General features: G+C 49.1%; 9 protein-coding genes. 8 read left to right on the top strand and 1 reads right to left on the bottom strand.

The window, feature by feature from the left end; translation table 11 throughout:
* The first annotated feature begins 81 nt into the window (after positions 1-81).
* Entirely contained in the window at positions 82-1,455 is a 1,374-nt protein-coding gene (locus KQY15_RS10830) for an AlkA N-terminal domain-containing protein (RefSeq protein WP_217669212.1), read from the top strand.
* Position 1,456: 1 nt separating this feature from the next.
* Positions 1,457-1,933 carry a methylated-DNA--[protein]-cysteine S-methyltransferase gene (locus tag KQY15_RS10825; RefSeq protein ID WP_217669211.1) on the top strand — a complete coding sequence of 159 codons (477 nt, stop codon included), beginning with the start codon at positions 1,457-1,459 and terminating at the stop codon, positions 1,931-1,933.
* 98 nt (positions 1,934-2,031) lie between these two features.
* Here the strand turns inward: KQY15_RS10825 and KQY15_RS10820 are convergent, their stop codons facing one another.
* The gene (locus tag KQY15_RS10820; RefSeq protein WP_217669210.1) at positions 2,032-2,568 is read right to left on the bottom strand and encodes a putative outer membrane beta-barrel protein; all 537 of its coding nucleotides are present in this window, start codon (positions 2,566-2,568) and stop codon (positions 2,032-2,034) included.
* A gap of 224 nt (positions 2,569-2,792) precedes the next feature.
* On the opposite strand from KQY15_RS10820, the gene KQY15_RS10815 reads away from it, so the two are divergent.
* The 6 genes from KQY15_RS10815 (at position 2,793) to miaB (ending at position 12,705) form a co-directional block, all read left to right on the top strand.
* A complete protein-coding gene (locus KQY15_RS10815) occupies positions 2,793-3,689 on the top strand; it encodes a pirin family protein (RefSeq protein WP_217669209.1) in 897 nt (298 codons plus the stop codon).
* A gap of 104 nt (positions 3,690-3,793) precedes the next feature.
* Positions 3,794-4,504 carry a 5'-methylthioadenosine/S-adenosylhomocysteine nucleosidase gene (gene mtnN / locus KQY15_RS10810; protein WP_217669208.1) on the top strand — a complete coding sequence of 237 codons (711 nt, stop codon included), beginning with the start codon at positions 3,794-3,796 and terminating at the stop codon, positions 4,502-4,504.
* Positions 4,505-4,538: 34 nt separating this feature from the next.
* Complete coding sequence (locus KQY15_RS10805) at positions 4,539-5,501, top strand: cobalamin biosynthesis protein CobD/CbiB (protein WP_217669207.1); 963 nt, start codon at positions 4,539-4,541, stop codon at positions 5,499-5,501.
* A gap of 185 nt (positions 5,502-5,686) precedes the next feature.
* Positions 5,687-10,213, top strand: a complete 4,527-nt coding sequence (locus tag KQY15_RS10800; protein ID WP_217669206.1) for an EAL domain-containing protein — start codon at positions 5,687-5,689, stop codon at positions 10,211-10,213.
* Positions 10,214-10,318: 105 nt separating this feature from the next.
* Positions 10,319-11,167 (top strand): DMT family transporter, encoded by an 849-nt coding sequence (locus tag KQY15_RS10795; RefSeq protein WP_217669205.1) that lies wholly within the window; start codon positions 10,319-10,321, stop codon positions 11,165-11,167.
* Positions 11,168-11,280: 113 nt separating this feature from the next.
* Entirely contained in the window at positions 11,281-12,705 is a 1,425-nt protein-coding gene (miaB, locus tag KQY15_RS10790) for a tRNA (N6-isopentenyl adenosine(37)-C2)-methylthiotransferase MiaB (RefSeq protein ID WP_217669204.1), read from the top strand.
* Positions 12,706-12,724: the final 19 nt, after the last annotated feature.

The following is a 12,724-nucleotide window of genomic DNA, read 5'->3' as shown; positions in this document are numbered from 1 at the left end:
TACTTTTTAGTTCCGGATATGGCCAGTTTTCTGAGCGGCTGTTGTTATACTCCTGCTACCTGAAAGCAAAAAGCCACTTTTATGTTAACTGATGCAGTGTGTCAGCAAGCGAGGCTGGCAAGAGACGCACGATTTGACGGCCTGTTTTTTACTGCTGTAAAAAGCACGGGCATTTTTTGCCGGCCAATATGCCCGGCAAAAGCACCGGCCGAGCGGCAAGTTTGCTATTATTTTTCTGCAGCTGCCGCCAGTGTGGCAGGTTTCAGACCATGTTTACGCTGCCGGCCAGACAGTGCCCCTGGCTCAGCGGCATGGCAGGGTACTCACACCACCCTACACCGGGCAATGCGCTTAATTGACGAAGGTGCCCTGCAACAGCAGAGTCAGGCTGAACTTGCAGCACGTCTTGGTATTTCAGATCGCTACCTGCGCAAATTATTTCAACAGCAAATGGGGTTAACCCCAACTCAGTATGCGCTGAGTCAGCAAGTGCTGTTTGCTAAAAAATTGCTGCATGAAACTCAGTTAGCTATTACCAATATTGCGTATCAGGCTGGCTTTCAAAGTGTTCGCCGTTTTAACGACGCTTTTGTTAAACAACTCAGGCTCAATCCTTCCGCTATCCGGCGCCAGCGTGAACATGTTGCAGGGAATAGTCTGCAACTTGAACTTAGCTACCGGCCCCCACTAGCCTGGCAGCAGATGCTGGCATTCTGGCAGGCCAGAACCTTAACCGGTATAGACTGGGTGGAGGGCAACTGCTATGGCCGCACCTTCAGCTATTTGCAGCAACCTGGCTGGTTTGAAGTTTCGCCCCAAACCGACAATAGCCTTGGTTTGAAGTTACACTGGCCGGGCTCAACAGGGTTAGGGGCATTAGTTCAGCAGCTGCGCCGGTTACTGGATTTAGACGCTAACCTGCTACAAATTGAGCAGCAACTGGCAAACCATTCTTTTTTCAGCAGAGGATTAATCAATGGTCTGCGGATTCCGGGGCTTTGGAGTACCTGGGAGGCAGGTGTTCGCGCTGTCCTCGGTCAACAGGTTAGTGTAGCGGGTGCCCGCACCCAGCTTAACCGGCTGGTGCAGGCACTGGGTGCTCCCATCAATGCCGAAAAACGGCTATTCCCAAGCCCGCAGGCCGTGCTTGACAGTGACTTGCAAATGATAAAAGTACCGGCGTTACGCCGGCAAACATTAAGGGATCTTGCAGCTTTTGTGCTTGCGGAGCCTGACGCGGCACCTGAGAGCTGGCTCAGTATTAAAGGAATTGGCCCATGGACCGTTAACTATGCCAGAATGCGTGGCCTGGGCGACAGTAATATCTGGCTGGCTGGCGATTTAGGTGTCCAGAAAGCGCTGGCCAGAACCAAAAATACTAAGGTAAATAATGACAGCCTGGCGCCATGGCGCAGCTATGCCACCTTTCAGCTGTGGTTTCAGACCGGAGATTAATATGTTTCAGCAAACGATCGACAGCCCGTTAGGTCCGGTGCAGATTTGCGCTGATGATCATGGCATCTGCAAAATTAATCTTGGGATAGTAACGCCAGCGCCAGATCTGCCGTCCACACTGACAGCACAGGCCGCCAGTCAGCTACAGCAGTATTTTGCCGGCACTTTAACCCAATTCAGTCTGCCTCTGACTGCCACCGGCACGGTATTTCAGCAACAAGTGTGGCAGGCGCTTTGCCGGCTACCGTTTGGCCAAACCTGCAGCTATGCCGATATTGCCAGAGAAATAGCTAACCCAAAAGCCGTGCGGGCCGTCGGCGCCGCCAATGGTAAAAACCCGATAGCCATAGTGGTGCCCTGCCACCGGGTAATTGGTAGCAATGGCACCCTTACCGGCTATGCCGGTGGTCTGGATAATAAAGCCTGGCTGTTAGCACATGAACGAAAAGTTAAGCGACAAGATTGCGCAGAAAAGTGAATAGGCGCCGATAAAAAAGCCGGGCGAAGCCCGGCAAACCTGCAAGCAAAAGTGTTAAGACGCCGCGGCTATCTCAGCAACGCCTTGTCAGCCTGTTGTTAGAACTGGTAAGAGACACCAAAACGAAACTCGTTTTTAGTATCGCCGCTGTTCAGCGCCAAATTACCACGAATGGCCCAGTCCGGGCTTAAGAAATAAGCAATACCGCCAGCCAGGCTACCATGATCGTCATACACAGTGTGATAAGTTGCTTCGCTGTATAACTCAACCTGTGGGGTTAACGGATGACGAACACCCACACCGGCATAAGCGCCTGTTTCATCAGCATCGCCTGACCAGTTTTCAATACCACCTAACAGATAAGTCTGAGTTTTAGGTGAAAAATCCAGAGTGGTACCCATAATGTAATTTAAACCGGCTTTCAGCTGGTTCGCATCGAACGGACCATTTGATAAACGGGCATAGCTGGCGTCCGCTACCCAGTTGCGATTCAGACGGAAAGAACCTTCAATATAAGGGCCATCGCCCGCGGCATCAGTATAGCCGGCACCGACATAATCCCATACCGGGTTCGCCTTACAATTTGCGCTTAACGCCATTGTCACCAGAGCAGCTGCTACTAAAACTTTTTTCATGTTAATACTCCATTACGTTTTCAGGTCAAACTGTTAGTGTTGCATTGGGCAGTAGCCTACCTTTTCAGACTTAACAGTTGCTGAACTTCCACCAGTTTTTCGTAATCATTCAGCTTTTTCGAACGAATAGTCGCCAAAAATGGCATTTTATATTCTGATTAGTTGCGCTCTAATGGCAGCAGTATCGAAAAGCCATGCAATTCGGTGTCTGGCAGGAGCAAACCATGAGCAATCGCAGTTTACAGCAGATCATTCTCGCTATGTCGGTATCAGATGGTGCCGGTGTAAAAATTAAACGCAGTCTGGGGCTGAATGCCCAATTACGGTTTGACCCATTTTTAATGCTCGACTGCTTTGGCTCTGAACAGGCAGATGATTATATTAAAGGCTTTCCACCGCATCCGCATCGCGGCTTTGAAACCGTTACCTATATGCTGGATGGCCATATGCTGCATGAAGACCACCTGGGCAATAAAGGCCATTTAAAAAGTGGTGGCGTGCAGTGGATGACTGCTGGGCGCGGCATTATTCACTCAGAAATGCCCCAGCAGGAACAGGGGCTGATGCGTGGATTTCAGTTATGGCTTAACTTACCGGCAGCAGAGAAAATGAAAGCGGCCGCCTATGTTGATATCAGCCCAGAGCAGATACCACAGCGGGACGTCGCGCCTGGGGTCTGTGTTAAAGTGATCGCCGGTACTTTTGAATATGCCAACTCAATGGTTACCGGACCAATTAATGGCTTAAGCACTGAACCCGTATTCTACGATATCCGGATGAAAGCCGGCACTGAGCTGACAGTACCGTTGCCAGCAGCCCATCATGCGCTGCTTTATCCGTTTGCTGGCAGTGTTGCCGTGAAACATGCCGCCAGCCTGCAGCAATTAAAAGAGCATCATGCCGGCTTACTGAATCAGGGTGACAATGTGGTTCTGGTTGCCAGCACAGATGTCAGTTTAATTTTGCTGGCAGGAAAACCAATCGCCGAACCTGTCGTTCAGTACGGCCCTTTTGTTATGAACAGCAGTGCTGAAATTGAACAGGCAATTCGCGACTACCAGCAAGGCAAGCTTACTGCTGGCGGACCGGCGACAGAAATTAAGCTGCCTACCTCAGCGTAATCTTTGTCAGTCTCAGCATAATCTTTGCCGCTCTGAACTTTATTTACAGAGGATTTTCCGGCGCAGGGCCTTTATACTAGCATTTTTAGTACAGAGGCCCTGTTATGAAACTATTTGGTATTATCGGCGCAATGGAACCTGAAGTTGCGTTGCTCAAACAGCAGCTCAGTGCAAGCAGCACCGAACAAATTGGCAATTATCAGTTTGTTCGTGGTCAACTGGCCGGCAACGAAGTTGTTATTGTCCAGTCAGGTATTGGCAAAGTTGCCGCCGCAGTTGCCACGACCTTACTGATTGATCACTTTAAACCCGATTGCATTATTAATACCGGTTCCGCCGGAGGCTTTGATCCTGAACTGAACGTGGGCGATATCGCCATTGGTACTGAAGTTCGCCATCATGACGTTGACGTTACTGCTTTCGGCTACGAATATGGCCAGGTGCCGCAGATGCCTGCAGCTTTTACTGCCCATCCGGCTCTGGTCAGTGCCGCTGAAAAAACTATAGCCAGCCTCGGTTTTTGTAAAACCAAAGGCGGCCTGATTACCACCGGTGACAGTTTTATGTGTGACCCAGAGCGCATTGCACAAACCCGGGCCCGTTTTCCCACTATGCTGGCGGTTGAAATGGAAGGCGCTGCCATTGCCCAGGTGTGTCATATGCTCAGCACACCCTTTGTGGTGATCCGAAGTTTAAGTGATATTGCCGGTAAAGAGTCACCGGTGTCATTTGACGCCTATCTTGAAGTCGCTTCAAAAAACAGTTCGGCGATGGTGGTGGCCTTGCTAGGCCAGCTTAGCACTGTTAACTTATAATTATTCACTGACTTAACGTTGTGATGTCGACATAATGCAATGGCTTAACGCCCTCCCCCCCTTGCTGGTAATCGCCTTGCTGGCATTGCTGGCCAGCAGGTGGTTCACGCTACCCGGGACCAGGGTGCCTTTCACCGGCCTGGCAGTCATACTGCAGCGACTGGCGAAGAAAGTGCACCCTGATATTAACCGCAGTGCCTTTCAACAGCAGTTATCCGGCTCCCTGGCATTGCTGTTAATACTTGCACTAGGTATAGCGCTGACTTATGGTTTTTATCTGGTGTCAGAGTTGCCACTGGTGCTCGATGCACTGATTTTATATTTTTGCCTCGGTAACAGAGCTACTCTGAAAAACGCAGCCGCGGTTGCCGAAAGTATTAACCGGCAACAATTAACCCTGGCCAGAGACAGGGCTAAACCGCTGTTACTGCGTGACCGGCAAAATTTGTCGGCAATGGGTTTAAGCAAAGCCTGTATTGAAAGTGTATTGCAACATAACGCCGCTAACCTGATAGCAGTGATCTTCTGGTTCTTAATCGGCGGTGGTTTAATGACTCTGGCTTATACTCTGCTGCAAGTTGCCGCCCGCCAATGGAACAGTAAACTGCCTTACTACCGTCACTTTGGCCGCACTGCCGCACGCTGGTATCAGGTAGCGGTTGCCCCGGGGCTGATTATTTCGGCAATATTACTGGCGGTGCAAACGGGGCTTATCGCCGCCTGGCGCAATTATCGCAACGCCGGGTCACTTTTTCTGAATATGCCCAGCCGTCTGCTGCTTGCCACAGGTGCCAGTGCTCTTAAGTGCAAACTTGGTGGTCCGGCTTTTTATGCTGGCTCTAAAACAGCTCGCCAGCGATTGGGTAGCGGCACTGAACCCGGCGCCAATGATATTCTACGGTCAATATTACTGGTAAACGCCCAGCACACGGCACTAATTATGTTATTTTGCAGTGTGTTAGCCTGCTATGTTGCCAGCATTATTTTATTGGCCTGAGCTGTTTAAGTTATATACGCGGCACTGGGCACTGAACACTAGACAATACTGGTATAGTCAGTATATGGTCTGTCGCAGCAAGATGGCTGTAGCACTAATAACGATATAAAGCTGCCGGAGTGGGAAATTACGTGATATTCAGAGTTGATCTTTTGGCTGAGCAAAGCAGGTTCTTGTGCAGAACCATGCTGTTAGGCCTGTTGTTGATCGTATCTGCTTCAACTGTGGCGCAAAAACCACTGTTGCAACCGCTAACACCGGATCAGGGCTTGTCGCAGGGTACCGTCCGTGATTTGATGATCGACAGCAATGGTTTTTTATGGGTAGCTACTGAAGGTGGTCTCAATCGCTTTGATGCAAACAAAGTAACCCATATGCATGCCGCTGAGCACAATTCTAACGATGTTGCATTCAGCCAGATAATAGAAGATAGACAGGGCCGGATCTGGGCCGCAGCAGAAAGTATCGGTTTATATCTGTACGACAAAGACCGCGGTGTTTTTGATTTATTTATCACTATCCCAACTGACAATGAGCAACCACAATATCAGCATCTTATTGATGTTATTGATCAGGATAAAGATCACCTGCTGTATATTGTGGATGATAAAGTACACCGTCTAAATAAAAATACCGCCAACAGCACCCTGTTATACAGCTTAACTGAAGACAATATTGAGAATGGCTGGTTAAGAACGCTTTTTTTATATAACGATCAATTATTTATTGGCTCTTTTAATGGTCTTATCCAGTATGACTTGGCCACTGACAGCCACCATTATATACCCTATTTAGACAACAAAACGGCCACTGACGACCAGCAACAGGTAAAACACCTCAGTATCGCTGCCGGCCGCTTATATATAGGCACTGTTGAAGGTCTGTACAGTGTAAGTCTGAACGACCTGGAAGCTGCAAAACCAGGTAGCGAACTGGCAAACCAGCCTTTGCATGCCAGACACCACATTGCCGATTATAATATCTGGCAGATGCACTGGCTGGGCGATACCGCGCTGGTTGCCACTGAGCAGGGTCTATTTAAGTTCTCCAGCGATGACAATACCCTGCAATTTTTGCTGCGCTTCAGCGACAGTGATCTCGGCGTGTATGACAACAATATTGTGGAATTAGTGGCCGATAACTTTGGCGGCTATTGGTTAGCATCGCGGGATGATGGCGTTTTTTACTGGCATCCCCGTTCTCTGGCATTTGAACATATCAGTCGCCAAACCACCCTGGGTAAAAGCCTTAGCAACGATAAAATATATCAGCTGGCAGCGGATACGAATGACAATTTATGGATTGGTACCAGTAATGGTTTAAATAAAGTAAATGTTGCGACCGGTGTAACTCAGTCTTATTTTGTGTCTGATGATCTGAAAGCCACCTGGCATTCGGGTACTATTGTTCAGGTGATGTTAGATCCTAACGATGCCGGACTATTATGGTTTGTCTCGTCTGATGGCCTGAATTTGTTCGATATTGAAACGGGTAAAAAACTACCACTGCCGGTTGCAGATGAACAACAACGTTCCCTGCTTGGCAGCTCCAGCTATTATTACTACGCCACCAGGCAACCAGAAAACAGTCAGTTTTATTTTAGTCATGATGCCAAAGTTTACCGTTATACTCCTGCCACAGGATTAATAAAAGAACTTGAAGTATTTCAACAGCTTCCTATGCATTACTACGGAGGCATTGTCGGTGAGATGCCCGGCAATCCCGAGCAGCTGTTAGTCACCACATCTGATCAGCTATGGTTATATGATAGCCAGCTTAATACACTGACACAATTGTATCTGGCAAGTCCGTATCAACCCGAATTGCAGCGCTATGCTGATCAAATGGTGTCAGACGACTACGGGATTTTATGGCTGGGCATCAATAGTATTGGTTTGCTGGGTTTTGACAGAGATACCCTGGAACTAAAGCACCATTTCAGCACTGCCAACAAATTAATAGCTCAGCAGATTTATGCCCTGCAAAAGGATGATGCCGGCGATATCTGGTTTTCCTCGCATAGCGGACTGAGCAAGTTGCAACCGGACACCCTGCAGATAGAACACTTCAGTAAAGCCGATGGTTTAAGAGTGCATGAATATAATGGCACTGCGTCTGCCGTATTAGCCGATGGCCGGCTGGCTTTTGGTAGTATGCGCGGAATTACCCTGGTAGACCCGGCAAAACTGGCCAGCCTGGAACCGCGTCCTGAGGTAAATATTACTGATATCAGTGTACTTAGCGGTAACTTTCAAGCCCGCAGTGGTTTACTGAACAACAACGTTTTTCAGCTGGACCATGCAGACGTGGGTATCCAGCTGCAGTTCAGTGCAATGCATTTTAGGGACAACCATAAAATGCGCTATCGCTTTTGGCTGGAAGGGCGTAACACTTTGCATTACCCGGAACAACAAGCAAATAGCGTGGTATTTCCGACCCTTCGTAGCGGCAACTACCGCTTTAACGTGGTCGCCATTGCGCCTCATACCGGCCTTGAAAGTGAAGTCAGTTCAGTAGCCCTGAAAATTGCCCCGGCACCCTGGCGTTCCACCTGGGCCATGGTATTTTATGCGGTTATTGCCCTTGCTTTACTGTACCACTTTTACCGGCTGCGCCGGGAACAACAGCAGATAATCAGTGAAGCCCATCAGGAAGTAGCGATCAGCGAACAGCGCTTAAAGCAGGCATTGGCTTCAGTAGACAGCGGTGCCTTCGAGTGGCGGGCCGATAAAAACAGCTTATATGGCTCCAGAATGCAGTTGATGCTGGGCTACGGCGAGCTGATGAACAATATCACCTTGCAGCAGCACCTTTCGCTGATCCATCCGGAAGACAGAGAGAATTATCAGCAGCAATGGCAACGCTTTTTACAACAGCCTGACAGCAGTTTTGATATTACCTACCGCTTAAAACATAAAGGCGGCCATTGGCTGTGGTTCCGCGATCAGGGCCGGGCAACGGAACTGGGACAAAACCAGCAAGTTGAGCTGGTTACCGGTACTTATAGCAATATTACTGAAACCAGGGCCAATATGGAGAAGGCCAAACTATTTGGTGAAGCCTTCCAACAAACACGTGACTGGGTAGTCATTTTGGATAACAAACAGCGGGTTATTGCTGCCAATCAGTCATTTTCAACAGCGTTTGGCAGTGTGGAGCAATATCTGGATAATCCGCGCACCCACCATCTTGGGATCAGTCTGGTACGGCGGCGCTTTTACACTAAGTTACTACATGAATTAAAGGCCGGCGCGCACTGGCAGGGCGAAGAGCAGGTTATCACACCAGACGGCAGAGAACGCCCTACCCTGATTAATATCAGCGCCATTGGTGAGCAACAGCAGGTTGCTTTCTATGTTCTGGTATTTACTGACATTACCGCCCAGAAAATGGCGGAAGAAGAACTGCGCTATCTGGCCAATTATGATTCATTAACCGGCCTGCCAAACCGGGCACTACTGATGGACCGTATTCTGCATGCGATGGAGCAATCCCGGCGCGAGAAAAAATCACTGGCGCTGTGTTTTATTGATCTGGATAAATTTAAGCAGGTGAATGACTCGCTGGGCCATGATATTGGTGATTTGCTGTTAAAAGAGGTAGCCCGCCGGCTGGGCTTATCGTTGCGCGAACGTGATACGGTTGCCCGGTTGGGCGGCGATGAATTCGTGGTGTTACTGGAAGGATACCGGCGTGGCGAGAATGTCAGCATGGTAGCCCGTAAAATGTTGTCGGTAGTCAGTGAACCCATGCAACTGGGCCCTCACACCGTTGGTGTATCACCCAGTATTGGTATTGCACTGTACCCGGATGATGCACTTACCGCTCAGGAACTGCTGAAGCATGCCGACGTCGCGATGTATCACGCTAAAGAAGCCGGGCGCAATAATTTCCAGTTTTTCACCAATGAAATGAATGAAAAAGCCCATATGCAACTGGCCAGGGAAACCCGGCTGCGTAAAGCACATCAAAACAATGAATTCTTCAATGTCTATCAGCCAATTGTTGATAGCGCTAAACAGGAAATGGTGGGGGCTGAAGTCCTGATGCGCTGGCAAAGTACTGACGGTATTGTATCCCCGGTTGAATTTATTCCACTGGCTGAAGAATTACGGCTGATCGTCAGCATGACCCAGCAATTACTGGAGCGGGCGCTGGCTGATTTAAGCCAGTGGCGCCAAAATGGTATTGATATTTATCTGTCGGTAAATTTAGCGACCCAACATCTTGAGCAAACCAATCTGGCAAGCCATACCGCATCGCTATTAAACAAATATAATCTGCCCGCCAGTTGCTTGCGGTTTGAGGTAACCGAAAGTGCGCTGATGAACGATCAGCAAAGTGCAATTGAAACTATGCTGGCCCTCAGTGCCTTGGGCGTTCAACTGGCGCTGGATGATTTCGGCACCGGTTACTCGTCACTGAAATACTTAAAACAGTTACCCATTGATGCCATTAAAATTGATCGCAGCTTTGTCAGTGATATCGGCATCGATAAAAGCGATGAAACCATTATTGACGCTATGTTAAGCATGGCCAGCAGCCTTGGCATATACTGTATTGCCGAAGGTGTTGAAACCACGGAGCAGTTGGCCTTTTTCACTGATCGCCATTGCACCTTAATCCAGGGATATTTTTACTCTAAACCTCTGATTGCAGAACAGATACCGCTTTTCTGGCAGCAGGTAAAATCAACAGACATTAATTGCTAAGCGGCAGCCGGTGCTGCCATTGCGACAAAATTGGCAATACAAGTCGTTTTGCATCGCCGGCGCCTGTTATACTGCGCAGCCAACGTTATCCCTGCCAGGAACCCTATGCAACCTCACCTGCTAAAAGGCGCATTACTGCTATTGCTGGCGGAAGCCTGCTTTGCCGGTATTGGCGCTGTGGTGAAATACAGTAGTGACATGGCAAGCGAAGTACAAATTGTGTTCTTCCGCAACCTGTTTGCCTTACTGTTGATGCTGCCCTTTTTATACCGTCATGGCTTTGCCATGTTAAAAACTAAGCGTTGGCATTTGCATTTAAGCCGGGCCTTAACCGGTCTGATCTCAATGTACTGCTTCTTTTACGTGTTATCGCAGTTGCCTCTCGCCCAGGCCATGATGGTGATAATGTTATCACCGTTTATTGTACCCATTCTGGCCCGTTTCTGGCTGAATGAACGCCCCAGCCGGCTGACCCGTTTTGGTATTGCACTGGGTTTTATCGGTGTGATGCTGGCATTGCCCAGCCCTGATCCAAGCCTTAATCTGGTGTTGTTACTGGCATTGTTTTCGGCATTTTTAGTTGCGATAACCAAAACCACCATCAGAGCGATGGCCAGCACCGAATCAGCGGTTCGAATTGTATTTTATTTTTCGCTGCTTACCGCCTTACTCTCCGCGATACCGGTGCCATTTTACTGGCAACCGCTGGCTGGCGAAGTATGGCTGGCCTTTGCTGCAATGGGCATTCTGGCCGCTATTGGTCAGCTGGCCATGACCCGGGCTTTTGCTGTCGCCCCGGCCAGCGATATTGGGATGTGGACTTACAGCAGTGTGCTTTTTGCCGGCGCTTTTGGTTATTTCTTCTGGCAGGAGCCGGTAACCTTAAGCTGGCTGGCAGGGGTTATCGTTATTTTTTATGCCGGCTATGTTACTACGCGTCAACGGCTTTTTTAATTCCGCGGGGTTAGGTGGCAAAAAGCTTTTACCAACGACGCTGGCACTGTGGCGTTGAACAGGCTAAAATACGCTCCCTTTTTCAAACGCGACAACACAGGTAACGACCAACAATGGGCAAAAAGCTGCACATTAAAACCTGGGGCTGCCAGATGAATGAGTATGACTCGTCAAAAATGGCAGATCTGCTGGATGCAACACACGGCTATACTCTGACCGAGGAAGCGGAAGAGGCAGATGTGATTCTGCTGAATACCTGCTCGATCCGGGAAAAAGCGCAGGAGAAAGTGTTTCACCAACTTGGTCGCTGGCGTCCGCTAAAAGAAAAGAACCCGGATTTAATCATTGGCGTCGGTGGTTGTGTGGCTTCTCAGGAAGGCAAGGCCATTCGTGAACGGGCACCTTTTGTCGATATCGTATTCGGCCCGCAAACCTTGCACCGGTTACCGGAAATGATTAACTCAGTGCGCGGTTCACACTCGCCGGTAGTTGATGTGTCGTTTCCGGAAATTGAGAAGTTTGATCGTCTGCCTGAGCCCAAAGCCGAAGGCCCAACCGCTTTCGTATCTATTATGGAAGGCTGCTCTAAATACTGTACTTTCTGTGTTGTACCTTACACCCGGGGCGAGGAAGTCAGCCGGCCTCTGGACGATGTGCTGTTTGAAGTCGCGCAGCTGGCTGCACAGGGTGTGCGGGAAGTAAACCTGCTCGGTCAGAACGTCAACGGTTACCGGGGCGAAACCCATGATGGCAATATTTGCCATTTTTCTGAGTTGTTGCGCTTAGTGGCAGCAATAGATGGCATCGACCGTATCCGTTATACCACGTCGCACCCTATTGAATTCAGCGACGACATTATTGAAGTGTATCGTGACGTACCCGAACTGGTTGATCATCTGCATCTGCCGGTCCAGTCTGGCTCTGATCGTATTCTGAATCTGATGAAACGTGGCCACACTGCTCTTGAATACAAAGCGCAAATTCGCAAACTGAAAAAGATCCGGCCAAATTTAAGTATGTCATCAGATTTTATCATCGGTTTCCCGGGTGAGGATGATGCCGATTTTCAGGCAACGATGGACCTTATTCAGGCCATTGATTTTGATATGAGTTTCAGCTTTATTTACAGTGCCCGCCCAGGCACCCCGGCCGCCGATTTACCTGACGATGTCAGTGACGACACCAAAAAACAGCGGCTGTATATTCTGCAAGACAGAATTAACCAGCAAGCCCTGAAAATTGCCCGCAATATGCTGGGTACTGAACAACGCATTCTGGTTGAAGGCCCATCAAAAAAGAATATTATGGAACTGACCGGCCGCACCGAAAACAACCGGGTGGTCAATTTTGAAGGCTCACCAGAGATGATTGGCCAGTTTGTTGACGTTAAAATTACTGACGTGTTCAGTAACTCATTGCGCGGCGATTTAATTCGCACTGAAGCAGAAATGGGACTGCGCCGTGACGTGGCACCGGCCCAGATTTTAGCAAGACAACCCAAAGTTGATCCTCTGGGTGTCACTACCTTTACGCCCTGAGCTGGCCCGAACCGCGAGT

Source organism: Arsukibacterium indicum (genome assembly GCF_019100565.1).
GTDB classification, from domain to species: Bacteria; Pseudomonadota; Gammaproteobacteria; order Enterobacterales; family Alteromonadaceae; genus Alishewanella; species Alishewanella indicum.
The sequence above is the reverse complement of the archived record's forward strand: the minus strand, read 5'-3'. Positions and strand labels throughout refer to the sequence as shown.

What these genes read in the sequence shown, in the direction of transcription:
- KQY15_RS10795 (WP_217669205.1), top strand. Translation starts at nt 10,319, where the DNA reads ATGCAACCTCACCTGCTAAAAGGCGCATTACTGCTATTGCTGGCGGAA.
- KQY15_RS10800 (WP_217669206.1), top strand. Translation starts at nt 5,687, where the DNA reads ATGCTGTTAGGCCTGTTGTTGATCGTATCTGCTTCAACTGTGGCGCAA.
- KQY15_RS10820 (WP_217669210.1), bottom strand. Translation starts at nt 2,568, where the DNA reads ATGAAAAAAGTTTTAGTAGCAGCTGCTCTGGTGACAATGGCGTTAAGC.
- KQY15_RS10805 (WP_217669207.1), top strand. Translation starts at nt 4,539, where the DNA reads ATGCAATGGCTTAACGCCCTCCCCCCCTTGCTGGTAATCGCCTTGCTG.
- miaB (WP_217669204.1), top strand. Translation starts at nt 11,281, where the DNA reads ATGGGCAAAAAGCTGCACATTAAAACCTGGGGCTGCCAGATGAATGAG.
- KQY15_RS10830 (WP_217669212.1), top strand. Translation starts at nt 82, where the DNA reads ATGTTAACTGATGCAGTGTGTCAGCAAGCGAGGCTGGCAAGAGACGCA.
- mtnN (WP_217669208.1), top strand. Translation starts at nt 3,794, where the DNA reads ATGAAACTATTTGGTATTATCGGCGCAATGGAACCTGAAGTTGCGTTG.
- KQY15_RS10815 (WP_217669209.1), top strand. Translation starts at nt 2,793, where the DNA reads ATGAGCAATCGCAGTTTACAGCAGATCATTCTCGCTATGTCGGTATCA.
- KQY15_RS10825 (WP_217669211.1), top strand. Translation starts at nt 1,457, where the DNA reads ATGTTTCAGCAAACGATCGACAGCCCGTTAGGTCCGGTGCAGATTTGC.